This is a genomic window from Bacteroidales bacterium (genome assembly GCA_022647615.1).
Taxonomy (GTDB): domain Bacteria; phylum Bacteroidota; class Bacteroidia; order Bacteroidales; family UBA932; genus Egerieousia.
In genome coordinates, this window is the sequence record JALCKZ010000001.1 from 2,186,186 (window position 1) to 2,211,114 (window position 24,929).

General features: G+C 39.1%; 21 protein-coding genes and 1 riboswitch. Of the genes, 4 read left to right on the plus strand and 17 right to left on the minus strand.

Features of this window, described 5'->3' with window-relative positions:
- Positions 1-94 precede the first annotated feature (94 nt).
- From LKM37_09380 to LKM37_09435, 12 genes are all read right to left on the minus strand, one after another.
- The gene (locus LKM37_09380) at positions 95-904 is read right to left on the minus strand and encodes a transposase (GenBank protein ID MCI1721193.1); all 810 of its coding nucleotides are present in this window, start codon (positions 902-904) and stop codon (positions 95-97) included.
- A gap of 224 nt (positions 905-1,128) precedes the next feature.
- Positions 1,129-2,691, minus strand: a complete 1,563-nt coding sequence (locus tag LKM37_09385) for an MBOAT family protein (protein ID MCI1721194.1) — start codon at positions 2,689-2,691, stop codon at positions 1,129-1,131.
- Positions 2,688-3,764, minus strand: a complete 1,077-nt coding sequence (locus LKM37_09390; GenBank protein ID MCI1721195.1) for an SGNH/GDSL hydrolase family protein — start codon at positions 3,762-3,764, stop codon at positions 2,688-2,690. The genes LKM37_09385 and LKM37_09390 overlap by 4 nt, the downstream gene beginning before the upstream one ends.
- On the minus strand, positions 3,761-5,467 hold the full coding sequence (locus LKM37_09395) for a hypothetical protein (GenBank protein ID MCI1721196.1): 1,707 nt from the start codon (positions 5,465-5,467) through the stop codon (positions 3,761-3,763). Before LKM37_09395 ends, LKM37_09390 begins: the two co-directional genes overlap by 4 nt.
- 123 nt (positions 5,468-5,590) lie before the next feature.
- Positions 5,591-6,868 carry an esterase-like activity of phytase family protein gene (locus LKM37_09400; GenBank protein ID MCI1721197.1) on the minus strand — a complete coding sequence of 426 codons (1,278 nt, stop codon included), beginning with the start codon at positions 6,866-6,868 and terminating at the stop codon, positions 5,591-5,593.
- Between the two features lie 105 nt (positions 6,869-6,973).
- On the minus strand, positions 6,974-7,453 hold the full coding sequence (gene ribE, locus LKM37_09405; GenBank protein ID MCI1721198.1) for a 6,7-dimethyl-8-ribityllumazine synthase: 480 nt from the start codon (positions 7,451-7,453) through the stop codon (positions 6,974-6,976).
- A 77-nt stretch (positions 7,454-7,530) separates the two neighbouring features.
- Positions 7,531-8,799 (minus strand): bifunctional 3,4-dihydroxy-2-butanone-4-phosphate synthase/GTP cyclohydrolase II, encoded by a 1,269-nt coding sequence (locus LKM37_09410; protein ID MCI1721199.1) that lies wholly within the window; start codon positions 8,797-8,799, stop codon positions 7,531-7,533.
- A gap of 13 nt (positions 8,800-8,812) precedes the next feature.
- The gene (locus tag LKM37_09415; protein MCI1721200.1) at positions 8,813-9,631 is read right to left on the minus strand and encodes a riboflavin synthase; all 819 of its coding nucleotides are present in this window, start codon (positions 9,629-9,631) and stop codon (positions 8,813-8,815) included.
- A gap of 143 nt (positions 9,632-9,774) precedes the next feature.
- Entirely contained in the window at positions 9,775-10,875 is a 1,101-nt protein-coding gene (gene ribD, locus LKM37_09420) for a bifunctional diaminohydroxyphosphoribosylaminopyrimidine deaminase/5-amino-6-(5-phosphoribosylamino)uracil reductase RibD (protein MCI1721201.1), read from the minus strand.
- An 88-nt stretch (positions 10,876-10,963) separates the two neighbouring features.
- A riboswitch (FMN riboswitch) is annotated at positions 10,964-11,114 on the minus strand.
- A 132-nt stretch (positions 11,115-11,246) separates the two neighbouring features.
- Positions 11,247-12,074: a hypothetical protein gene (locus LKM37_09425; protein ID MCI1721202.1), complete on the minus strand. Its 828-nt coding sequence runs from the start codon at positions 12,072-12,074 to the stop codon at positions 11,247-11,249.
- A 22-nt stretch (positions 12,075-12,096) separates the two neighbouring features.
- Complete coding sequence (locus LKM37_09430; protein MCI1721203.1) at positions 12,097-13,155, minus strand: hypothetical protein; 1,059 nt, start codon at positions 13,153-13,155, stop codon at positions 12,097-12,099.
- 27 nt (positions 13,156-13,182) lie between these two features.
- The gene (locus tag LKM37_09435; protein ID MCI1721204.1) at positions 13,183-14,151 is read right to left on the minus strand and encodes a tetratricopeptide repeat protein; all 969 of its coding nucleotides are present in this window, start codon (positions 14,149-14,151) and stop codon (positions 13,183-13,185) included.
- A gap of 296 nt (positions 14,152-14,447) precedes the next feature.
- Between LKM37_09435 and LKM37_09440 the strand changes: the two genes are divergently transcribed.
- Both LKM37_09440 and LKM37_09445 read left to right on the plus strand, forming a co-directional pair.
- Positions 14,448-14,633: a hypothetical protein gene (locus LKM37_09440; GenBank protein ID MCI1721205.1), complete on the plus strand. Its 186-nt coding sequence runs from the start codon at positions 14,448-14,450 to the stop codon at positions 14,631-14,633.
- A gap of 485 nt (positions 14,634-15,118) precedes the next feature.
- The gene (locus LKM37_09445) at positions 15,119-15,265 is read left to right on the plus strand and encodes a hypothetical protein (protein MCI1721206.1); all 147 of its coding nucleotides are present in this window, start codon (positions 15,119-15,121) and stop codon (positions 15,263-15,265) included.
- Positions 15,266-15,348: 83 nt separating this feature from the next.
- Here LKM37_09445 and LKM37_09450 read toward each other — a convergent pair whose 3' ends face one another.
- Both LKM37_09450 and LKM37_09455 read right to left on the minus strand, forming a co-directional pair.
- Positions 15,349-15,651, minus strand: a complete 303-nt coding sequence (locus LKM37_09450) for a hypothetical protein (protein ID MCI1721207.1) — start codon at positions 15,649-15,651, stop codon at positions 15,349-15,351.
- Positions 15,648-15,908, minus strand: coding sequence for a hypothetical protein (locus LKM37_09455; GenBank protein MCI1721208.1), 261 nt, complete (start codon positions 15,906-15,908; stop codon positions 15,648-15,650). The genes LKM37_09450 and LKM37_09455 overlap by 4 nt, the downstream gene beginning before the upstream one ends.
- 201 nt (positions 15,909-16,109) lie before the next feature.
- Here LKM37_09455 and LKM37_09460 point away from each other — a divergent pair, with 201 nt between their 5' ends.
- On the plus strand, positions 16,110-17,651 hold the full coding sequence (locus tag LKM37_09460) for a hypothetical protein (protein ID MCI1721209.1): 1,542 nt from the start codon (positions 16,110-16,112) through the stop codon (positions 17,649-17,651).
- A gap of 23 nt (positions 17,652-17,674) precedes the next feature.
- Here LKM37_09460 and LKM37_09465 read toward each other — a convergent pair whose 3' ends face one another.
- The 3 genes from LKM37_09465 to LKM37_09475 form a co-directional block, all read right to left on the minus strand.
- On the minus strand, positions 17,675-19,243 hold the full coding sequence (locus tag LKM37_09465) for a hypothetical protein (protein MCI1721210.1): 1,569 nt from the start codon (positions 19,241-19,243) through the stop codon (positions 17,675-17,677).
- A gap of 214 nt (positions 19,244-19,457) precedes the next feature.
- Positions 19,458-19,769, minus strand: coding sequence for a hypothetical protein (locus tag LKM37_09470; GenBank protein MCI1721211.1), 312 nt, complete (start codon positions 19,767-19,769; stop codon positions 19,458-19,460).
- Positions 19,754-20,158, minus strand: coding sequence for a hypothetical protein (locus LKM37_09475; protein MCI1721212.1), 405 nt, complete (start codon positions 20,156-20,158; stop codon positions 19,754-19,756). The genes LKM37_09470 and LKM37_09475 overlap by 16 nt, the downstream gene beginning before the upstream one ends.
- Before the next feature lie 306 nt (positions 20,159-20,464).
- On the opposite strand from LKM37_09475, the gene LKM37_09480 reads away from it, so the two are divergent.
- Complete coding sequence (locus LKM37_09480) at positions 20,465-24,766, plus strand: ATP-binding protein (GenBank protein ID MCI1721213.1); 4,302 nt, start codon at positions 20,465-20,467, stop codon at positions 24,764-24,766.
- The last annotated feature ends 163 nt before the right edge of the window (positions 24,767-24,929 follow it).

Below are 24,929 nucleotides of genomic sequence, written 5' to 3' on the forward strand. Positions count from 1 at the left end.
AATACAACGTAATATTGGTTAGTACGCTGTACTGTACTATTGAGTAATTCAGCGTAATATTGGTTATTACGCCGTACTATTCAGTAATACAGCGTCATTTTAGTATCCTTTTTATTCTTTCTTGGCTGTCATGGAGCAGACTAGCTATTTGCCGAATTGAGCCAGTTGTGGTGGTTCTTAGGTATTTTATTAGGTCGTCTGCTTCTGCCGGTTTTAGCATGTTTAGGTTTTGCTTTGAGTATTGTTTTGATATGTAGCATATTGCATTTGACAGTAGCTCTTTGTCGTCAATACGCTTGGATGAAAATATGTCTTCTGATTTTTCCTTTGGCGCATCTTTTTGTGATGTAACAACGTATCTCATAAAATCATCAAAATCCTCATAGCGCCTGTCGCAAATTGTTGTGTCAACGGTAATTATATCGGACAGCCTTTGAGGGGCAGGCAAACTGTCGGGAGACTCATCACATTTTCCAAAGTGCATCTTAGCTGAACTCCAAAAATAATCCTGTGGTTTTGCGCAAATCCCGGCCTCCACCGGATTGTTTAGAATATAAGCACATTTTGAAATCATATGATTTTCAGAGAATTGTACTGTACTTAAAAAAGGAGTTCCAAATAGCTTTTCCGATAAATTGTACTTGCGATTATGCCATCGGCTGTACTCACGCAAAAATACCGTCATCATCTTAGTGAGACAGTCTGTTTGCAACATAAGATGGCAATGGTTTGACATGATGCAAAACTCATAAAGCGTTGAGCTAAATTTATCAAGTTCACGTTGCAAATATCTAAGCATCATTATCTTATCATCATCATCGTAAAAAACTGTAAACTTTGCATTCCCTCGAAATGCGACATGCATCACTCCCTCTTGAAGTCGCGGCTCTCTTTTCCCCTTCATAATTCTTTAAATAAAATTTTAGCAATAATATTATGCAAATAACTAAAATGCAAGCAATTATATCTATCATCCGCAAATATTTACAATTCCGGATTTTTTAAGAAGTAAAATTGTATCTCAATCCTTTTTGCACGCCGTGTTAACGGTTATTACGTCGTAATAAACGATAGTACGGCGTATTAACCAGTAATATGGCGTAATAACTGGTATTACGGCGTTAAAGATTAAAATTGGAAGTAAATGAACGGCTGGATCTGGCTGCTCTTGGTTTGGATTACTATGTAGATGATGATTATCATTACAAGGGCTTTGAACCATAGAGGTGTGGCGGTGAAACGCTCCTGAAGTTTGTTGGTGATGCGGTCCGGCACGTAATGTAATGCATAACCTAATACTATCAGTGCCAGGACTTTCCAGTAGCCAACGATGAGCTGCGGCAGGATTGAGGCGTGGAATGAAGTAAAGATTTGACTCAAAACATCGCTGGCAGTGCTAAGGTCATGCGCGCGGAAGAAAATCCAGCAGAAGCATACAAAGTTGAATGTCAGGAAGATATTGATGAACCGTCTGAAGCGGTTTACCGGTTTCACCTTTCTGTCGTGACCTTTATCAACATTTTTATCGTGACCTGTAATACTTCTCCACACTTTATTTGCTGCAAGCGCTACCCCGTGCATGCTGCCCCACAAAATAAAATTCCAAGATGCGCCGTGCCATAAGCCGCATAAGAACATGGTTGCCAGAAGGTTAAAGTATTGCCTTATTTTTCCTTTTCTGTTGCCGCCAAGAGAAATGTAAACGTAATCTCGCATCCAGGTTGACAAAGAGATGTGCCAGCGATGCCAGAAGTCGGTGACAGACACAGATTTATAAGGATTATTGAAGTTTATGTTGAAATGGAATCCAAGCAACAGGGCAATACCAATCGCCATGTCTGAATAACCTGAAAAATCGCAGTAAATTTGCAGCGCGTAGCCGTATGTTGCAAGCAAGTTTTCAAGGCCGGAAAACAGTGTAGGTGAGTCAAATACGCGGTCCACAAAGTTGATGCTTATGTAGTCTGAAATGACAGCTTTTTTGAAAAGTCCGCCAGCAATCAGAAACAATGCAACACCAATCATTTTATCAGTAACAACCAGATTTTTACGTATTTGCGGGATAAAATCCTTCGCCCTCACGATAGGTCCTGCAACTAGTTGCGGGAAGAATGAGACATAAAATGCATAGTCCAAAAGGTTGTGCAGCGGCTTAATCTCGCCTCTGTAAATATCTATGGTATAGCTCAATGACTGGAATGTAAAGAATGAAATCCCGACAGGTAGGAATATGTCTTTTGGCTGAAAATTGCCGCCAATCAGATTAGAAAAAATCTCTCCAAAAAAGTTTGTGTACTTAAAATATGTAAGCAATCCCAAATTTATGCAGATGCTGAGCGTGACCAAAAGCGTCTTACAAGTATGTATGTGTTTGTCTGACAACTTTTTGCCAGCCTTAATACTACCTGTCGCGAACTTAAACTTCTGCTCAATTTGTTCCATTGCATAGCCGATGCAAAAGTCTGAAGTTGTGACTAATGCAAGAAGCCAGAAATAAAGGCCGCTGGATTTGTAATAGAAATAGTAAGAGAACAACACCACAAACAGCAGACGGCCAGTCTGTTGCTTGCGCAGCAAATAATATATAATGATGAAAGCCGCAAACAGCCACAGGAATAGCCCGCTGCTAAAAATCATCGGAGCCTGTGCGTTGTACGTCAGCACATCTTTCAACTTTGATATATCTATCATTTATTGTACTCTTTTATTAACGCGCAATACAGCAATTGACCCTGGAGCGTGTAACCTTCCGGCAGGAAGTGGACGTGGTCTGCGCGCATTAAGCGGGCAGATGTCCAATTTCGGCATGCGTTTTCACGGCCGCCAGAGATTGTGTATAAGTCCCAGTAAGCCAGGTTGTTGTCTTTTGCGTATTTTACTATTGTTGCTGCGCACGGAGCATTAAACGGATTCTCCGAATACGTTGTACTTGTGCGAGTTACTGTCTTATAACGGCGGCTTTTTCTGCCGTGTTTGGAGTGCCTGCTGCTTATCGGCACCCTAACTTTGTAGCTGGAGCGGTGCGCCTTATAACATCCTGCAGGAGTTGTAAGCAGCAGCGGAGTTCCAGGAAATGCCTCATTCAGAGCCTTTACCAAATCATCAATTTGTTTGTAATGCTCGTCTGAATTGTAATATCTGCCGTAACTTTCATTTGTCCCAAAGGAAACAATTATCAAATCCGGCTTATGGTGTTTTGCAATCAGACCTCTATGAAGAATCTGATTATCATCGGATTGTGAAATCAATGGATTATCCTCTTGTTCAAGTGTATACGTACACACTTGCTGCATCGTGCGGGAATTAAGATAAGAGTTGCAAGTTGCACCGTTAATTCCAAAATCTTTGTAAGCTATTGAGCCAAAGGATTCTGACAGCAAATCTCTAAGTGCGTGAGGATAGACATGACCGCGTACATGGCTATCTCCTATATGGATAATATGCAGTGTATCATTTGATTGCGGTGCCTCAAAATCTTTCTCCAGCATATTATTTTTAAGATAATTTTTCCTGATGCCGCGCAATTTGTTCATTATTGGCGCAAGAGTTTTGCCGGGGTCATGCAGAACATTTTCTCCCATTCCCCTGAAACTACCTGGTATATTGGCAATTGGGACTGCAATCTTTACATCATCATTTTTTTGCTGGTCGGCAGAAAACTTGGATTGCTCAGTGGATGATATTTTTGATTGCGCACTTGCAGAGATATAAACTACAACCGCACAAGCAATTAGGGAGACTGTCGCGAATAAAATTCTTTTCATTTTTGTCCCTCCGTCAAAGCTTTAAATAATAATTTTGCTATCTTTTTTCCTCCGCGATAGTTTATATGCGTATAGTCTAAATTTGCCATAGGCGGCTTGTTATCAACCATGTGCGCCATGCTATCCTCGCCTCCCATCGCCTCAAAAGTATTCCAAAAAGCAACTCCGGATTTTTGCGCCATCCTATTCTGTGTTGACAGCAAAAGCCTGATTCCGGACATTGTGTGAATTGAGCCATCCTCACTCCTTTGATCTCTATCGCTGACGCCAAGAAGTAAAATTGACGTATTCGGAAAACATTTTTTAAGGTACGCAATTGTCTTCAAAAAACCTGATTCATACCAATTGTAGTTCTTAGCTCCGGGACTTGCAACATTTAATCCGTACTCCAAAATGATTAAGTCATAGTGTCTTACGGCATTGAATGATGTTAAAGTCTGATATGGAATTGCATGAAGTCTTGTGCCTGAATTGCCCCTTAATGAAAAATTATCAACGGTAACACCGCGGGAGCCATCCATTGCGACTCCATAAACAACTGTCTTATTTGACTGATTTATAGTCCATTTTACACTTCCTATGCGCCCGTCCACATGCAAAGTTTGCATGGAAGCGGAAGCCGGAACATTGAAAGTTTGTTCCGTTGTATTATTAACTCTCGCAGATATATTTGCTCCGTATCTACTTGTAAAATAGATTGTTGAACGGTTGCATGTATCCAGCCGGGCTGCAAGTTTTTTCTGTCCGCGCAAAAAAACATAGGCGCCATTTGCCGGTTCAGTATAATGTCCTGAAATCCCGAGCTTTGTGCGGTCATAACCTTTTGTGTCCATCGCTGAGTGATCCGTGAAACCCTCTGATTTTTGGCGTATTGTAGGACGCGGCGCATCCGCAACAGCATTAATATTCACAAAACCTACACCTCTTCCGCCGTACTGTTTTTGGAACATCTCCCTTAAGTTAACCGTCAGAATATCAGCCTCTATAAAAGAATCTCCAAATACTGCTATCCGCACCGGCCTGCTCCCCGCACTATTAAGCGCAGCGTAAAATGTACCCATCCCGTTGGAAGAGCCGCTGCCATAATCTATTATTTTAGTGGTATTTGCAGGCTCCGAGTATTGAGAATTGCCCGCAGCATATTGTGAATCAGCACTTCCTCCCTGCCGTTGCGACATTTCTTCGCGACGTTTGGCCAGCGCTTTTTTATGTTTTGCAATTTCAATTTTCGTCTTTTCGTTAGTTGCCTGAGCGTCAGCTAATTCAGCTTTTACTTTTGCAAGCGCTGCACGCGCCGTATCCAGATTCGCCTGAGCCTGAGCCAGTGCCGCCTTTCCCTCTTCAGTAGTAGTATCGGCCATCGCAGTTTCAACAGCTTTAGCAGCCTCATCCTCAATCCTTTGATGCTCAGCGACAGCCATTGTATCTTCCGGCACAAACTCCGCCTGATACGAATCGTCCATAAGAGCCTCATCCGCACCGCTCACATCAGCAGAATCAGAAATCCCAATAGCAGAAGAATCCTTAACAGCGTGCATCCTGTCGGGATTAGCATTTTTATCCCCGTCTCTCAAATCACTCAAAAGGTCAACCCTGCGCAACGTGGTGTTGCCCAGCCTGATAGGTGGTATAAAATATAACGCTAACAAAACCGCCAGGATAATCAACGTCACCCACAGCGATTTCCTCAAATTATTCTCCATGTGTTCCTCTCAAAAGGGCTGCAAATTTATAAAAAAAGACGCCGTCATACTAGTTATTACGACGTATTACCAGTTAATACGACGTAATATTGGTTAATACGTCGTGCTTTTGGTTGTGCGCAGTTATTTTATTTCAAGAACCTTGAACCAGTCTTGCAGGATGCCTTTGTAGCCGCTTTGGGAGTCGCTGATGAGGATGATGGTCTGGTTGCCGTTGTTTAGGACGGGGCCCAGGCACATGCCTTCATAGTTGGCTATGTTGAAGTCGTTCAGGGATTTGATGGCGGTTGTGAACTGGTAAAGGAGACGCTTTGGCAGGATTTGGGCATCGGAAGGGATAGCAGCGCTAAACTGTGAACCGGAACCTGCAATCGGCTTGCAATCAGCCGGATTCACATGATAGAGCTTGCAAACAACGCGCGCCCCTATTATGCCTGACGGGATGTAAAACTCCCTTTCAAGCACAATCAAAGAACCATCGTCAAGCGCAAGTAACTCGCTGACACCCATTGCATAAGGCATATCGGCAGCAGCGCCTTTAGCGACAGAAGATTGAGAAAGTACCTGACTCGCGACAGATGTTATCATTGAGAACAAATCCCCTACGCTGTCATCGGAACCGCCGTTCTTTGCGGCATTCGCTTTTTTCTCTGCAGCAGCCTTATTCTCAGCCTCTACCGCAGCCGCAGCAGAAGGAGCATCCATCTTGTATACATATTGCGCAACTGGCTGCAAATTTTCATCAAAGGACTGGAATCTCAGCACATTGCACACTCCATTTTTAGCAGTAGCTTGAGTGCCATCAGATGGAATAGTGCTCTCGGTAGTCGTCCAAAACAAGTGAGTCTTAGCATTATACGCAAGACTTTCAAAACCGTAATTAGAGGACGCACCAGAAAAAACTGTCGGGATATTCAACTTTCTCCCCGTCCTTGCACCCTTCATATCATACTCATACACAGCTTTATCCGCCTCTCCGGAAATAAACACGGTACCGCTACCGCTTGACGCAGAGGCATTTTTAGAAACAGCACTTGCACCAGCAGGAAAATATACAATTCCTTCCGCATCACGATTAGAACCACCTGCAGATAAAAAAGAAACTCCTGTTCCGCTAGATGAACTATTTGAAGCAGAGGTAATTGTACCACTCTTTTTATCAATCTTAATCTCAAAAATAAAGAAGCCGTCGCCCCCGCTTTTATCGCTCACAACCGCGTAATGGCTCTCATCAATCATGGAAATTCCGCTGTAGTCCCCCGGAGTGACAGTCTGCGGAAAACTCTGTTGTTCAAGAGCTTTCACAACTTCCAATTCATGCACCTGAGCGTTCGCATCAGAACTTTTGCCGCATCCCGCCGCAACAAGCGCAGCCATCAAAAACAAAAAAGACCTCTTCATACCTCTAATAATTAAACAACTACAAAGGTACACTTTTTAAGCTCCCGACAGATACTGCATTTGCGAGCTATTTCAGGCAATATTTTGCAACAGCTTAGGATTCAATTACTTTTGCAAAATCCAGCCTGCGTTATTAAACAAATTTCCCATCTCAATGGCAGTAACCATAGCATCAGAACCTTTGTTACCAGCCTTAGTACCAGCACGTTCAATAGCCTGCTCTATGGTATCGGTGGTCAAAATACCATAGGCAATTGGCACACCTGTCTGCAAAGAAACGGTAGCAACGCCCTTGGCAGATTCATTGGCAACCATCTCAAAATGAGCAGTTGCGCCACGTATAACAGCACCCAGACAAACAACAGCAGAGTACTTTCCGCTCTCAGCCATTTTCTTTGCAACCAAAGGAATCTCAAAAGCACCTGGCGCCCACACAACATCCAGATTATCAGAATTTCCGCCATGCCTCAAAAAAGCATCTTCTGCTCCCGACAGCAATTTTCCGGTTATAAATTCATTGAATCTTGCAACAGCAATCCCAATATGCAGATTGTCCGCTAATAATTTACCTTGTATAACATTCATAATTTCAGATATTTATATTTATTCTTATTAATTATTCTAATCCTAGTTCTAGTTCTAATTATTCTTATTATTTACTCCTATTGTTTAACATTTTTAACATGCAGCAAATGCCCCATTTTCAAATACTTAGTATAGAGATAAAAATTATCTTCAGCCGTAGACTCCATCTCAATCGGCTCCCTCCGCACAATCTCAATCCCATACTTTTCCAACCCATGAATCTTGTCTGGATTATTAGTCATAAGTGCTAACTTCTTAACACCCAAATCATTGAGAATAGCGGCACCATCGCTATAATCACGCAAATCCGGCTTGAACCCAAGGGCCACATTCGCCTCCACAGTATCCATTCCGCCGTCCTGTAAATGATAAGCTCTCAGCTTGTTAATCAGGCCGATACCGCGTCCTTCCTGACGCAAATAGAGCAAAACTCCCCTGCCCGTCTTCTCAATTTTTTTCATGGCATAATGCAGCTGGTCTCCGCAATCACATCGTAATGAACCAAATACATCGCCAGTCAAACATTCAGAATGAATCCTGCAAAGAACCGCATCATCACTAGCAGACGCAACGCTCTCATTACCAGCCCTATCGGCAGATGCAACATTCCCCTTAACCAACGCAACATGATGTGCGCCCGTAATAGAATTCACATAACCGTAAATTTTAAAATTCCCGTATTTAGTTGGTAATGAAGCTGTCGTGATACGTCTAATTATTTTCTCTTTTTTCTCGCGATAGGTTATCAAGTCGGCTATTGTGATAATTTTAAGACCATGACGCTCAGCAAATTGCAGCAGCTCAGAAGTTCTCATCATTGTCCCGTCATCCCTCATAATTTCACAGCACAAGCCGCACTCTTCCATACCGGCAAGCCGCGCAATATCTACCGTAGCCTCTGTGTGTCCGGCTCTTACAAGAACACCGCCCTCCCTTGCACGGAGCGGAAACATGTGTCCCGGCCTGCGAAAATCAGCTGGTTTCACATCAGAATCTACACATTTCCTGGCAGTTACTGCACGTTCAAAAGCAGAAATTCCGGTAGACGTAGAGACATGGTCAATAGAAACCGTAAAAGCAGTGGAGTGGTTATCAGTGTTATAATCAACCATTTGAGGCAATCCAAGCCGTTCAGTCATTGCCGCGCTCATCGGCATGCAAATAAGCCCGCGCCCGTTAACCGCCATAAAATTAACGTTTTCCGGAGTCGCCCACCTGGCAGCACAAATCAAATCCCCCTCATTTTCCCTCTCAGGGTCATCCGTCACAACAATCAACTTCCCCGCCTTGAAATCCTCCAAAGCCGCCTCAATACTTGCAAATTTATTTTTATCAATCTCACTCATATATATCTAATTATTAAAATCCATTTCGCGACAGGAATTCCATGTCAATATTTGACACTTTTTTTGAGCAGCAATCTGCAGAGTTTTGCTCATCAGAAGCAGCGCATTTTATTGCGGGTAAGCATTTTGCCGTAGAACCGCACAAAAATCTCTCAACATATTTTCCCAGGATGTCACACTCAATATTTACAGAATCGCCCACTCGTTTCATACCCAGAACAGTACGGCGTCTAGTCTCAGGAATCAGAGAAACAGAAAATTCATTACCATGCAATTTACAGACGGTCAGACTTGTACCATCAAGAGCAACAGAACCTTTCATGACCACATACTTAAGGATTTCAGCAGCGGCCCGCACAGAAACAACAACAGCGTTCCCCTCATCCCTCATTGAAGTAATAACCCCGGTACCATCTATATGCCCCGTAACAATGTGACCATTAAGACGTCCGGCAACATTTGCATTTGCAGGCATACCAATCTGATCATTAAGCAGATTCCCTACAAGCAACGCACGCTCAAGATTAACCGCATCATTACACTTCAATGCACCAAGCGTACTGCTGCGCAAAGTCTCAGGCATCACATCAGCGCAAAAGTTGCAATCGTCAAACGCTGTAACAGTCAGACACACACCATTAACCGCAATGCTATCCCCAATCCTAACACCACGAAAAAAGCTATTGCTTATTCTAGAACTGGTCAACACAGGATTATCCTTGAGATTCAAATTGCAATTCAATTTTTCAACAGCAATCTTAATCACGCAACCAGCACCACCATGACTAACGGAAACCACCTTACCAATTTCTTCAACAATTCCAGTAAACATCTTTAAAAATTTTATCAAATTAACTACAACTTCATTTTCACATTAACTTCACCACAACTTCATTCTCACATTAACTTCACCACAACTTCATTCTCACATTAACTTCACCACAACTCCATACTCACATTAACTTCACCACAACTTCACTTTTTCAAAATTCCCCTTATATAAAAATCATCACCGACAACACCTGTCTCAACATCACGCAGCTGTAACGCATTACGCATCAAATCAATACCGGCCCCTTCAACCGGAGTACGCGCTCCATGACCTCCAATAATCTTTGGGGCAATAAATGCAATCACCTCATCCACACAGCCTTCTTCAATTAGAGAACCATTCAAATTTCCGCCACCTTCAACCATAACAGAATCAATCCCTAACTTCCCTATTTTCAACAACATATCCTTAACGCAAACCATACCGTGCTTGTCATCACACAACAAAGTATCAACACCGGCATTCTTCAAATCGGCCAAGCGCTTAGCCGGAGCATCTTCAGTATGAGCAATAATCGTCCGATATTGTTTTGCGCTGTAAATCAGCTTAGCACCAGCAGTAACAGAAGAAGTCAAACATTCCGCAATAGATGCGCTGCTATCCACAATAATCCTAACAGGCTGTCTGCAAGAGCCATCTAACCTGCAGTTAAGCAGAGGGTTATCCGCCCTCACGCTCCCAATGCCAAGGGCAACCGCCATATTCTCAGCGCGCAGATGATGCACCATCTCACGCGCAGCATCAGATGTAACCCATTTAGAATCACCTAAATAAGAAGCAATCTTACCATCCAAAGTCATTGCATATTTCAGCATAACCCAAGGAAAACCTGTCGTGATATACTTAAGAAAAATTCTATTTTGTTTAATTATTTCATCGCGACAGATACCTACAGTGACCTCTATTCCCGCCTCTCTTAAAATTGAAATTCCTTTGCCGGAGACAAGAGGATTTGGGTCCTCAATGCCAACAAACACTCTCTTAATTCCGTGACTAATAACTGCTTCCGTGCATGGAGGAGTTTTCCCAAAATGACAGCAAGGCTCCAGCGTGACGTACAAATCTGCACCCCGCGCATCCTCCGTACAATTCTTAAAAGCATTGCGTTCTGCATGAGGTCCTCCAAAACGCTCATGCCAACCTTCACCAATGATTTGATTGTTTTTGACCACCACAGCCCCAACAAGAGGATTTGGATTAACCCATCCTAATCCTTTAGATGCCAGGCTAATGGCTCTTTTCATGTAAAAAATATCCTGCGTATCCATAAAAAATGCCCCAAGTAAAACCCGGGGCATCTAAATGTAATTCAGCAGGATACACTCCCGCATTTCTAATCTTCTACCATCCGGACTTTACCGTCGGTATCGGAATTTCACCGATTCAGTCCCCTTAAAACCAGCACGTTGCATAACAACCGCCCTAAGAGGAGTCGCGGACTTTAACCGCCGGTAGGGAATCACACCCTGCCCCGAAGACTACTTATTGGCCGCAAAGGTAACACATTTTTGTGTATAAAAAATTCAATGCAAGATAAACTTCCGAAAAATTTCTTTGGAACAATTGAAAATGATCATTACCTGTTGTCTGGTATATTCAGACACTAAATATTCATTCAAAAAATTAGAGAATCCGCAATATTAACGATCCTTGTAATGCTTTGATTTCCAGGACTGAAAACGATCAATCCATTATTAAAATACTTTATAATGCCTCCGCCAAAGTCTCCAGTCACTTTCACAAAAGACTGATCTTTAATGGCATAAATGGTATCCTTTGTTGATAAAAACAATATGTTTCTGTCGGGATCTACCGTCATGGAAACGATTTCATTACCCTTCTGCAATCCAACTACAAGACTAACATTCTTGCCGGACGGCGAATAGGAATAAACCCCGCTTCCTATAGCAACATATACGGAATCAGACATTTCCACCACAGCCGACACGGGTTTGGGAGAGACAAGTAATTCATTATATACTCCACCTTTAGCATAGGCATATAACATATAACGTTTGTCCTTTTTGTTTCTGTCAAACAAATAAACCACCGCCTTGCCACCCGCTATACCCATATCAGAAGATGGCAACTTCACGATTTCCTTATATGTACCGGACCGTCCAATATAGCACAAAGATTTACCGCGCACTACCATAAGCAAACCTTCAGAAGTAAAGGCATAAGAAGATATAGGAAGTTCTGATTTTTTTCCCAATTGAGACATGCCACCCCAACCAAGTAAATACATTTTGCCGGAAGAGGCTATTGCAATATACCTGTCGGGAGAAATATCCAGACAATTTATAAACTTAATTCTTTTTAGGGAATCGGTCATATTCCCGTTAAGCATTACCTCATACCGCAACGTATTTTTCTGCTGTGCATGCGCCGCAACAAAAGACAATAAAAAAAGAAATGAAAATATAACTAAGCGCCGTTTCATAATTATAAAAGATTATACAACTCTACCTCTTTGTTAATTTAACCTTCCACTCATCGCCGATAGGCGAGTATATATCATACTTCTTGAGCAGGGACAATCCAGAATCTTTAAGTACGCCAAACGCGGCATCCTCCACTTTGTCCTCCACTTTGTCCTTCATTTTACCCTCAAGATCATCCTTAATTGAATTCAAATATTTTTTAACACTCTCCTTACCGGTATTAAGAACAGCGTTAATCACAAGTTTCTTATTATCAAATCTGCCCAATTCCTCCATCTTATAAACATCTCCGCTTATAACGGCATCAGAAGCATCTTTAAGATACGACATTGTTTCATTCTTAATATTTTTCATAAACCTCCCGGTCAGCACCGCTATCTTGCCCCCTTCAAAACTATCCACCTTATCTATCAGGTCATCTAAAAACTTGTCCGCCTCATCAGGTTCATCCGCAGAAGGCGCTTCTCTAATTGCATTATCGGAAGAGTTCACGGAGGCCCACTCTCCATAATTCCAAGAAGAAACAACTTGACTCCGTACAAACGCAGAGCTTTTATCCTCATACGCTTTAAGTTCAAGGTCACCACTTGACAACTGCTTAAGAGACACCGCATTCTGATTGTCCATGGTCTTATATTCTTTCATGAGATTAACATAACTCTCATTAGCCGCCGAATCTTTATAGCGCTGTTGCTCGGATAATTTGTTGGCAAGGGCTATGGCCTGCACCGCCGCCTCTCTATCTGCAGCAGCCTTCTGTTCAGCAGCTTTCTCTGCAGAAGCATTATCATTTGTATTGGTTGTCAAAGATGAAAAAAGAGCAGAAATTAACCCTCCCGCAAGTTGCATTCCTATTGCATGTTGAGAAGAAAAAGAAGAAGATGATGATGAAGATGATGATGACTTTGGCGCTGGAGTTACAATTCTATGATCAGAAGTTTTAGCAGTAGAAATTTTTCCTCCCGACAGTGTTTCAAGTTGCTTTATAGCACTCTGAGCGTCTAGGCATTCTGGCAACGACAACATTAAAACAAATATTGCAACGATTGCCGCAAACGGTTTTATTAAAAATTTTCCCATACAGAAGAGTTAAAAAATAAACCAAAATTATTCATATTGGAAATTTAATTCCCACTCATAAATCTTATCCTGAGCCGCCCTTGCATCAGTTGCACCAGGCGATAAAAGCAGGTAATACTTCATGTACATAATCGCCAGATCGAACCTCCCGTTTTGAGCCTGCAGCAAGGCTATGTTAAAGTATGCCGGAGGGTAAGAAAGACTATTTATTTCCAGTGCTTTATAGTAATAAGCGATGGCATCTTCATACATTTTTTGCTGTCCCAAGCCATTAGCCTGAACAATCAATTTCCTCTGTTCCTCGCTAATAATATTGCTCTTATTTTCGGCCATAAGTTTTTTCAAGTTATTCATTTTTCTGTCCGACACTTTAAGCATATAGTTATGCTGCAGAGTAAACAATATATTGCAGAGTCTGTTCACAGGAGAAGAGGCGTAGTCAATAACAGTTCCTCCGCCGTTAATCCCTATATAATCCTTACCGCTTTCACCTAGATTATCGATATACCTAAATCCGTTATCTATCCTGTCACGCGACAACACACGTAAATTCCTCTCATAATAGGCTGGCAATATTTCTATTACGGTATCAACATCATAAGAGATATATTTGTTTTTTTCTTCGCTTTCCCTCTTTTTATTTTTCTTCCTCCTGCTATCTTCATTACCAACCTTATCCTGTTCACCAGCAGAAGTCTCATCGCTCAACTTTCTCTTCGTATACTCGGTTTTCATGAAAACTCCTTTATCGTTGATAATAACTCCTTTGCAGCTTCTAAAATGAAATAATGATCCCAAGTTACGTTGGGAAATAAGAGCTGTCATTTCTTCGGCAACCTTCACGGATGACGTATCAAGTTTGCACAACTTCGGATAAACTACTATCCACGTTACACCCTTGGCATCTATAAAAGAGTCTGTTTTTCTGATTTGCCCGTTAACCGCAACAGAGCATAAGAGCAGGACAAGCGATACGCACAAAATTTCCTTTTTCATTGTATAACAAGTATTTATAATTATTATGTGATCTCTTATTTTGCACGCCGCGCCCCTTGTACAATTCAAAGTTAAGCATTCAACTGGGAAAAAACAAAACTCACATGTTGAAAAACGCCACAAGGAAAAAATAAGATATTTTTCGTACACTGGCTTGGCTAGACATAACTTTTCACGCATGAGAATATGACTTGTCCTGAAATAAGTTGACAAAAAATTAATTTAAATGTAAAACTTATTTAGGATTATGATCAATTACACCATGCCCTTTAGAAGGGCCCAAAATCAATTCAGTGATGAAGAAAGCACCAGAACAAACTGCCAGTCACTCCAGCGTTGAAGAGCTTGAAGCTCAGCTGAAAGCGCTCAAATCTGAGCTGGACCGAGAGAAGCTGAAGAATCTGGCACTCAGCACAATGATCGATACGGCAGAGGAGGAGCTGCATATCGACATAAGAAAAAAAGCTGGAGCCAAACAGTGAACAAACTTCGCGAGCGTGCTCCGGAAGAAAGTTTGGAGTCACTATGCGCACTGTTTGGCAAAACACGACAGTCTTATTATCATCGACTTGGATATAATTACCATCAGTATGCGGAAGATGGTATCATCTTGGATTTGGTACAGGAATACCGCAAGACCATGGGACGCTTAGGAGGTCGAAAGTTGTGGAATCTCATTAACCGGCGGGCACCATGTCGTTTCATTGTAGGCAGGGACAGGTTGTTTGATCTTCTTGACAGAGAGCATCTTAAGGTAAACCGTAAAAGACGGGGAACGCGTACTACGTTCAGCAGTTCATGGATGCACCTCTATCCTAATCTTGTCAGGGATCTGGTGCCTGAGCCAGTCTCTGCATGCGGATTACACAGTGGAAGCTCTTACGATGGCCATTAGGAATGCCGGGTGCAATCCGAAGAACGCCCTCACCTAAGTCTGAACTATGCTACTCCGAACCAAGCATATTCAATGACGGGAGAGCAAGTGAAAAAGTGGAAAAACTACTACAAAAGCAAGCAAAGTCACAAATCAGATGATAATATTATTCTATCTTTGACAAATGATGTTAGGACTGATTCCGGGACATCAGGACTTTGCACTCAAAAGTCTATTTAATCTGTCAATAAATTTCAGGACGAGTCAGATTGACAAGATTTGCAAATAAACCACAAAAAAAACGCCGCACAAAGCGCGGCATTTTATGAATCCTTCTTTCTCAATTCCTTCTGCACCTTCTTGTTGTAAACTTGCCCTCTGGACACCAGATATTCAAACATCACAACATCATCCTTTATGTAAACATGAAAGGTGAAAATAGCTCTATAATCCCCTATCCTTATTCGATATACATTTTTATACCCTACAAGAGGAACGCAGTTGTTAATATCCTTAACGCTCCGCGCATTCCTTACTTCCCTTATAACATCCTTAACAGAATCCAGCATCTTTCCGGACAGCTTCTTAATCGCCTTTGTAAAGCTCTTAGAATAACCCACTTTCATAAATCAAGCCATTTCTCAAAATCCTTTGTCTCCTTCTCATTCAGATAATCCTTCCCCTCAGGATCATTCTTCAGCAAATATCCATAAACAGCAGAATCATCATAATTCTCAGCCGCCCTGTCAAGAATTCCCTCAATCAGATTCTTTAAATTAGTCCCGTGTTGTGCCGCCATCACAGAAAGCGCCCTAAATGTTTTTCCCTTAATATCAATCACTTTCTTCTTTGTAACTGCAGCATCATTTGTCATTGTTCTCATATCAATTCATTTATCTCCATCGCAAATATATATCATATATACGGAATATGCAAAATATATTTATAATTTTTATCCCGACAGATTTTCACCGTTTTATTAGCGCTGAAAGAAGAAAGGCCAAGCTCTTCAATGTCACTATAGTGACATCATTAAGATTTATCATTAAAAAAAGTTACATTTGATAAATCAAAACTTAAAGCTATGACATACGTAAAGACTCCGGCCGCCACAGAGACATACCTAATTAATCCCAACATAAAAAAACCAATATTCGCGCTAACAATGCCTGCATTTGTGGGTTATACAGAATTTGCCAAAGACAACATGGATGATTTAACATATAAGCCAAAGAAAATATCCTCCATGAATGAGTACGTTAAATATTTTGGCAAAGCCCCTGATTTAATGTTTGATATGGACATCATTAAATTACAGGCAGACAAGGAACTTGACACGCCGTCACCCATTATTTTTCAATTAGGAATTGACGTTGCAGAAGATGGGAATACAGAAAATAAATCCAAATATATCTTTTGCGTTACCGGAAATACATGTCACAATCTCTACTACAATGTGGACATGTTCTTTCAAACAGGCGGCAAAAACTGCTACATAGTCTCTGCAGGAAACTATCGGGATAAAATTGATAAAAAGGCTTTAATTCAGGGTATTGCAGAGCTCAAAAAAGTTGATGAAGTAAATTTGATTGCTATCCCGGAAGCAATAGGACTAAGCAATTCAAATGATTTTAGTCAGGTCCAAAAAAGTATGCTGGCACATTGCGGGAATGATATGAAAAACCGTTTTGCGCTGCTTGATATATATCCAGATACAGAAGATGGTTCCGGTACAGATAAAATGATAGAGACATTTTGGGATGGAGTAGGTACAGAATTTTTATCATACGGAGCAGCATTTTTCCCTTACATTAACACTAATAGACTTAAAACCAGCGATATATCCAATGCGACCATAACGTATAACATGGGATTCTTAACTTACTACAACAAGTTTGCAGAGCATGACCCGACATTTGCCAAAACCGTACAATCACTTCTAGATTGGGACAACCAAGGTTCAGATGATAATGCATTTCACACGGCATTACTCAATGCTTCACCCATGTACCGGCAAGCAATTCAAACTGTCATATCTAAATCCAACGCGCTTCCTCCTTCTTGCATGATTGCTGGCCTGCTTTCCTTAGTTGACTCATCACATTGCTCATATAGGGAGATTAACAAGATTCCAATGTGCCTATATACATCTTTACTCCCGACAGTTAATCTTGATTACAGCCAGATATCCGCTCTTGGAAATCCCGCAAATGGCAAAGCTATAAATATCATGTATATAGAATGTGGGGGAATGGTATTATCCGGAGCTCGAACATTAGACTGTAAATCTGAATATTATAGCCTTATATCAATGCGACAATTAATGATACAAATTGAGACATCACTTAAAGACTTTGCCAAACAATTTATACATGAAACCAACACAGCATGCACATGGGAATATATCAAAACCTCTATAGAGTTTTTCCTGTGTCATTTATGGAAGGATCGCCTTCTGAAAGGCCGTTGGCCTGAAGAAGCATTTCAAGTACAAGTGGGGCTCGGTGATACCATGGTTGCTGACGACATCTTTAACGGCTTCATGCGCATTAAAGTCATGGTAGCACCAACAGCTCCATCAAAATTTTTAGAAATACCCATTACATTGGAAATGGGAAAAAGCTAACAGACGCAATCAACAAAAAATCATTAAGGCTTCACCCTCTTAATTTCCACCTGGCTGTCACACTTCACATCTCTAATGTTCTGACCTTCAGCCATAATAAGAGTGCGCAAAGAAGGCATATTATTGCAATGCAGAACATCCATTTTCAAATTGCGGGATACATCAATGGTCTGTATTCTGTTGCTCCAGCAGCGCAAAAACTTGAGTTCATGATTGTGAGAAAGATCCAGCTCTTCCAAGTCATTATCATGACACCATAAGTCTTCAAGCCACTTATTTGCAGATAAATCCAAATGAGAAATATGATGATTGGCACACTGCAGACGTTTAATATTCTTAAAATATTCAAGCCCTTTTAAAGATCTAATCTCGCCCCTATCAGGCTCATTATGATAAAAATCAAGTTCATCCACCATAAGCGCTTCATCACGTGAAATCTCTCCATCGCCATTAAAATCAAAGTTCTTAACCACATACTCTCTAAACAACGGGTCATCAAACTCCACATACTTTACATTCCAAGAAATGCCAGGAATATCTCCGGCAGGATTACTCTCACGTCTTGCCCATTGATAGTCTGTCGTTTGAGCTTGCTTATTCAAGGCCTCAATATCAGCGGCTTCATTCATCTGAGCCATACTCATTTTTAGCACATCAGACGTTGTACCCCTATCATTTTTTCCCACTCCGTTATTGACATTATCCAGCATCCACCTGCATCCACTAACATCTGTAACCGCCCCTGTATTAAGATTTTGATTAAGTCCAACAACACCTCCGCCAATGCTGCATCTCATTGAACCTACAACAGCAATACAAGAAGTAACTGAACTATGAACATTATAAGCAGCAATACCTCCGGCAACCTCAGTACCTCCTGATGCACTGATTTCCTTAATTTTACAAGAGCACACAGAAGTAACAGAACCAAAATTAGACCACCCAGCCATACCGCCCGCATAATCTCCATGAACAAGTTCACCGTCAAAATAACATCCATACATAAAACCGTTATACAGCTGTCCCACAACACCTCCTGCAATTCCTCCTTCAGAAAATACTTTAGCTCCAACAACAGAACACCACTCAAAAGTTCCTCTGCTAAATGCCGCCAATCCGCCGGCATAACCGCCAACACAGTGAACATCAACGTTCTTCACATTAAGATGTAACACCTTAGCCCTCAATCCAACATATCCAAACAATCCAGCAACCGGATTAGGTTTCACAGTATTAAGCTTAAGATTAGAAATAGTATGAGACTGCCCATTGAATATCCCGACAAAAATATGACTTGGCTCCACACTATTATCCCCAATAGGACTCCACTCCATATGCTCACAAACCTCAGCCAAATCCAAATCACTCTCCAGCAAAACCATCTTACCCTCAAACTGCGTCTGCTCAACCCCCTCCGGCAAATCATGGCCATTCACAATATCCGCAAAACCAATCAAATCAAAAACAGTAAAAATCTTATACTCTTTAGTAGAAGCAGGAGCCTTAACAAACCAGTCAAACCGGTTCAAAAAATTCTCAGAAGAGCACCAGCCATTGCCGGCACACCCCTCATTCATTGGATTTTGTCCCATAACTTAAGTTTTAAAAAATTAATAATAAAAGAACCCCAAAAAAGGAAACAAAAGGAAACAATAAAGGAAATAAAAAGAACAAAAAGAGAACAAAAAAAGAACAAATAATAAAACGACAAGTGGCTTAGTAGTAAGTAAACAGTTAGCACACAATCACCTACATAGAAGCCAATGTGAAATTAACAAAATAATCCGACACTAGCAAACCTCCCATTTATCCTCTTAGAGTCCCATCAATTCCTTTCTGCAAATCCTCCAGGAACCACAAACATTCCTTATTTGCAAACTCTGCTTCTTTTGCGAAACTATTAATCAACTCATCCATCATTTGAAACATTATTACACTTGGCTTAACGCTCGCATTATCTGGATTTGTAACGTAAGTTCTTATAGGATTGATAATTCCATCTGGCACCGGCACTTGGTTCTTATTAATGGATACTAGCATATCCTGCCCCGTTTTGAGAGTATCATCACCCAAAGCATTAATTACCCACTTAAAATCAGCTATTAATACCTTATACAAATTATATGCATTATCAATTTCTCCACAAATAGCATTTGCCTTGGCGTATAATTACGCCCCTCCAATAATGCAGAGATTTGCGACTTAGTTGTGTAAAAATTGTTTTTAAGCTTCACGGAAAAATTTTTAGCACCCGACACATCCCCAACCTTAATCATATTCCTCAGCACAATCATATCATTAGGATTAACACAAGCCATAAAATTCACAAAAGCCTTCCTCAACTCATTAAGCCAAGCCATATCCTGTTGATACTTGAATGTATTGATTTGCAGCTCTTTATTCTTTCTGTTTTGTTTAAGAGAGATAATGATTGTAACAAGTGCCGCTAATGCCATCAGAGCTGTAGCTATTGCCCCTGTTGCAGATATAAGATTTGTGCTGTTCATAAGGATAAGTTTATACATCAAAGTTATCATAATTATTTTTATCCCGACAGATCCGCTGTTAAAAGGATATTTTGGAATTTATAAGACAAAACTTAAGTTTTGCCAGCAAAATTATGAAGTGCCTATACACCTGGTTAGATTACAAAATTCCCGCATACTTTGTATGCAAGCAACCGCAGCAAAGTAGTAACTACGTAGTTAGGTAAAAGCCATGCATCCAAAAACTCTAATTATACTGACAGGATTAAAAGAAATAGTCTAAATTTGAATTTACTTATTCAGTTAGTTAGAAATAATTCAACCGCAATGAAATTCGATATGAAAGAAAAAAAATCCATTTATATTTTTTCATGTAAAAAGTCAAAATATGATTCAGATGATAAGGACACAGACGCCTTATTGTGCCTTAGAAATCTATTGCATGGCACAAACTCAAAATTGGATGAAAGGTCTGGTAAATACCCTAATATTGATGGATATTTTGAACTGACGGATGAGGGGGGCAGTATCAGCGAAAAATTAGCTTTTCAAATTAAAAGCTACCCAAAATCAGAAAGGGGACTTTCAAAATATCGTATCCCATCATATATACTTGGCTACGCTGAAAGGATGAAAGGAGAAGTAGTTATATTTATCGCAGCAGATTATGAAGAAAAAAAAATATACTGGAAATATATAGACTCTGATTACATTCAGATGTGTGCGAATAATGGGTTACAAGAAAGTTATACCTATGTTTTTAACAACTCTGAAATTGCCTGTAGGGAAAACATTAATCTAACGATTGAGATATGGAGAAAAATCTATCATAAAAAAATGTCTTCCATTATTGATCGGAAGACAGAAGTAAGCAGAAAAATAAAGAATCTTCTCAGATCGTTTAACAATGTAAAAAATATTTTTTTTGGTCTTCCAAATTCTTACATAGATCGAAAAGAAGTCTTAGACCTATACAAATGGATAAGTGGTCCACTATGTGGGGAAAATAATATAGCATTACTCGTAGGCAATGCCGGGACAGGCAAGAGTGTAGTACTTAAGCAACTAATAAATAAATTGTCTGAAAATAATATTTCTTATATGGCAATAAAAGCCGACATGCATAATATCACTAAAAGACAGAATGCTAATGAGTTAGAATGTTTATGCGAAGACTTCGGTTATATTTCTTCATATAATGATAAATCAGTTCTAATAATTGACCAAATAGATGCTTTGTCGCAAAATCTTTCTAACGATAGAATGGAACTAAACAGTTACTTAGCCTTAATAAACAATTTCGCCACATCCAACCACATTAAGGACATTAGAGTTGTTATTTCATGCAGAAAGTTTGATTTAAAATATGATCCATCACTTAGCAATCTGATAAATAATAAGATTATAATGCTCCAACCCCTTACATGTAATGATGTAAAAGGTATTCTCGAAAAACTTCAGAGAAATTTATCTGCAAAGTTATCTCCATCAACTATCGAATTGCTTAGAACGCCACAATACTTAGACATGTATTGCAGGCTTTACAATATCAATGGACTTACTAAAAATTATAATTCTTTTATAGACTTATATGACGAACTATGGAGAGATATTAAGAATGAAAATAAAAAAACTAATATAGAACCAGTATTGTTTGACATTGCAAAGAAAATGAGGGATGCACAAACTTTAAATATCAATTGGACAGTTACAGACAATAATGAAGAAGAGACTAAGATACTAGCAAGCAATGGAATTATTTGTTATAACGAAAATAAAATACATTTCTTTCATCAAAGTTTTTATGATTATGTTTTAGCAAGAAAATATATTGTATCCAATCAATCATTTGTTAAAGATATAGTGAGGGAGCATCAGGGCCTATTCCTTAGAACTACAGTTAAACTGATGCTTGACTATTATAGAGAATATGATAATATTAAATATAACAGCGAGGTAAAAGCACTGCTCGCATCTGAGAAAGTACGTACCCATATTAAACTGTTAGTTTTAAATCTATTATGCACCTACACAGAAATAACACCTCTTGAAAAAAAATTACTATTATCGTTAAGGAAAAACGACAGTGACTTATACTATTATTTTGTAAAACAAGTGAATTCTTTAGAATGGTTTGATGAAATTAAGAGGGATATTCAGAACGACGTAGAGGATTTAATGATTAATAGCCACAACTGCTCAGATATTTGGCAATTTTTATTCCATTATGTTGCTATCAAACCTAATGAAGTATACCTAATGGTGGGCACTATAAGAGATTCCGTAACAAAAAATGAGACTGCAAAACGTGTATTATGGTTTACGAAAGATTACAGCTTAGCTGAAGTCCAAAAGTGGTATCACTTCTTTTATAGTAAATCAAAAAATTATGATCATGTTTATATTGAAAATGCTATAGCAAGTAATATCACTTTTGCATGTGATGAAACTGGAGAAATATTAAAACAGCTACTTTTAGAGCAAGGAAATCCAAGACAGCAGTATGAAAAGCACTATTTTATATTCGATATATGCGAACAACTATACAACAAGGATGCACTAACTTTTTACCATACTTTAAAAGATGTTATAATTTGTGTGATACAAAAATCATCAGTTGCTATTGATAAAAACTCTCTCCGAATAGACAACATTTTTTATGGGATTCTTCACGATGCGAATAACAATCAAGTTATAAAATGGTTAATTAAAATTTTACAAAACAATATTAATAGCAATGCTGATTCCGTTCATCAGGAAGTCAAATTCTATTTAAGTTACCGTTCTGTTACTACTTACATCATCGCATTTCAAGTAATGGAAATTGAGCCAAGAGAGTTTATAAAAGAGATCTCTCAAATTTATTATAATAGCAAATTGATTGATCTACTGTTATCTCATCAAGCGACAAGCTATTATTTGAGATTATTATTGGGAAAAACATTTAAAGTGCTAAATGAAAATGAAAAAGAGTCATTTCGTGATTTTGTGTTAAATTTTAAGTCTGAAACAGATTACCTCACAAACGGCAAAGAGAAAAATGATAATCAGCAACCTTATCCGTATTTACATTGTAGGCAAAGAGAGTTAATTTACACAATTCCAGAAGAGGAGTTAACTGGAGAGATAAAAAAAATACGAGGTGAACTAGACAGAAAATACCCCTTCTCTTGCACAAATGTAGAACCAATATATGATGTTTCTATGGCATCTATTTGTGGTGGAATTACAAGTCATGATAAATATAAATTGTTTTCAAAAAAGACTTGGCTAAACTCGTTTTTACAATTACAAGAAAATAGTCGTTCAAGTAAAGGACAACTAAGACATCTTGACTTAAGAATACATTCAAAAGAATTTGAACAGTGCGTTTCAGAAGAACCCGATAAATTCTTTCCATTCATAAAACAAATATCACAGAATACGAAGATTAACGTTTGCTATAGATTATCAGGTATATTAGGCCTATTAAAAGGCCACTGCAATCCGGTTGACGTTTTTCCATTATTTAAACAAATACTTGATGATAAGACATCATATTCAAACCAAATTTTTAACATAATTGGGTTACTCGTAAAAAATGAAAGTTGGTTTATTGATGATATTATTATTTTTCTCAAAAAAGTTATTACCTCAACATTTAAAGAATCAAAATATAGCACTGACATAGAAAATCATGAAATAGATGGCACTAGCGATTTATTAATGAGTGGAGTTAATTCAGAGCAAGGAAATGCAATCGAAGCACTCATTAAAATATGCGGGATAAAAAAAAGACAGGCAACCATATATAAATATCTTACAGAGTTATACCCCTCTTTATGTCCAGAATTACAACTAGTAGTTATTTACAATATTTATTATAAGGAGTATTATAATGATTTCTTATTCCCTTCACTCTTAACAATATATACAAGCGAACCAATATCAGAGTTTTTATTAATCCGCCCAGAAATAATCAATAAGTATTTGCATGACGAACCTAAAATCATATTGCCATACTTAAGATCAATACTACACCATAAACGCGCACAAAGATTGCTATCAAATATATTATTTTGGGGATGCGGATATGAAAAATCAAAAGAAGAATCAAAAGTACTATTAGATACACTTTTGCTTGACAATAACTTAAGTGCTATATCTGTACTAATTCAAATGTCAATGGAGAACATATTTGATGCCACATATCACTCATTATCAAAGCTATTATTAATAAAATATAGAAATGATGAAAGAGATGAGATTTTAACAACTTACATGAGACATTGCAGTTCTCTCCCAGTAGATGAGTTTCCCTTATTCAACACGTGGTTGTTTTTGTCAATAAAACGTTTCAAGAGAGATAATATGTATGGTGTCCTTGATTACATTAAAAAAAGTTCTAATACTTATCCATCAGAATGTTATAAAAGCATAAAGGCAATCATCTCTTCAACAAATGTAAGCACAGGATATTACGATAAAAACATATTAGAGGTACTATTAAGTATTTACAAATGTTTGAAAGAGGAAGATGACGTTACATCAATGGAGGAAATAATGGACACATTTGATGAATTAATGTTACATGGAAATGTATATGAGATTAATGACGCAATGACAATGACAGAATTTAACACATATTGATATGTGGTTAATCTTAACAGATTTAAGAAAAAAAATATTTTAGAATAATCCGATTAGGGTTTATCAATATTTAGCAATTGTTTCTTTTTTTTCCCCCCCCCCAAAAAAAAAACTATTCCATTTGTTACGCCTAAGCCAGTTTCAATCGGCTAGAGACAAGTAG

Excerpts from the sequence above, each read along its gene's own strand:
- LKM37_09380 (MCI1721193.1), bottom strand. The coding sequence starts at position 904 with ATGAAGGGGAAAAGAGAGCCGCGACTTCAAGAGGGAGTGATGCATGTC.
- LKM37_09385 (MCI1721194.1), bottom strand. The coding sequence starts at position 2,691 with ATGATAGATATATCAAAGTTGAAAGATGTGCTGACGTACAACGCACAG.
- LKM37_09390 (MCI1721195.1), bottom strand. The coding sequence starts at position 3,764 with ATGAAAAGAATTTTATTCGCGACAGTCTCCCTAATTGCTTGTGCGGTT.
- LKM37_09395 (MCI1721196.1), bottom strand. The coding sequence starts at position 5,467 with ATGGAGAATAATTTGAGGAAATCGCTGTGGGTGACGTTGATTATCCTG.
- LKM37_09400 (MCI1721197.1), bottom strand. The coding sequence starts at position 6,868 with ATGAAGAGGTCTTTTTTGTTTTTGATGGCTGCGCTTGTTGCGGCGGGA.
- ribE (MCI1721198.1), bottom strand. The coding sequence starts at position 7,453 with ATGAATGTTATACAAGGTAAATTATTAGCGGACAATCTGCATATTGGG.
- LKM37_09410 (MCI1721199.1), bottom strand. The coding sequence starts at position 8,799 with ATGAGTGAGATTGATAAAAATAAATTTGCAAGTATTGAGGCGGCTTTG.
- LKM37_09415 (MCI1721200.1), bottom strand. The coding sequence starts at position 9,631 with ATGTTTACTGGAATTGTTGAAGAAATTGGTAAGGTGGTTTCCGTTAGT.
- ribD (MCI1721201.1), bottom strand. The coding sequence starts at position 10,875 with ATGAAAAGAGCCATTAGCCTGGCATCTAAAGGATTAGGATGGGTTAAT.
- LKM37_09425 (MCI1721202.1), bottom strand. The coding sequence starts at position 12,074 with ATGAAACGGCGCTTAGTTATATTTTCATTTCTTTTTTTATTGTCTTTT.
- LKM37_09430 (MCI1721203.1), bottom strand. The coding sequence starts at position 13,155 with ATGGGAAAATTTTTAATAAAACCGTTTGCGGCAATCGTTGCAATATTT.
- LKM37_09435 (MCI1721204.1), bottom strand. The coding sequence starts at position 14,151 with ATGAAAAAGGAAATTTTGTGCGTATCGCTTGTCCTGCTCTTATGCTCT.
- LKM37_09440 (MCI1721205.1), top strand. The coding sequence starts at position 14,448 with ATGAAGAAAGCACCAGAACAAACTGCCAGTCACTCCAGCGTTGAAGAG.
- LKM37_09445 (MCI1721206.1), top strand. The coding sequence starts at position 15,119 with ATGACGGGAGAGCAAGTGAAAAAGTGGAAAAACTACTACAAAAGCAAG.
- LKM37_09450 (MCI1721207.1), bottom strand. The coding sequence starts at position 15,651 with ATGAAAGTGGGTTATTCTAAGAGCTTTACAAAGGCGATTAAGAAGCTG.
- LKM37_09455 (MCI1721208.1), bottom strand. The coding sequence starts at position 15,908 with ATGAGAACAATGACAAATGATGCTGCAGTTACAAAGAAGAAAGTGATT.
- LKM37_09460 (MCI1721209.1), top strand. The coding sequence starts at position 16,110 with ATGACATACGTAAAGACTCCGGCCGCCACAGAGACATACCTAATTAAT.
- LKM37_09465 (MCI1721210.1), bottom strand. The coding sequence starts at position 19,243 with ATGGGACAAAATCCAATGAATGAGGGGTGTGCCGGCAATGGCTGGTGC.
- LKM37_09475 (MCI1721212.1), bottom strand. The coding sequence starts at position 20,158 with ATGAACAGCACAAATCTTATATCTGCAACAGGGGCAATAGCTACAGCT.
- LKM37_09480 (MCI1721213.1), top strand. The coding sequence starts at position 20,465 with ATGAAATTCGATATGAAAGAAAAAAAATCCATTTATATTTTTTCATGT.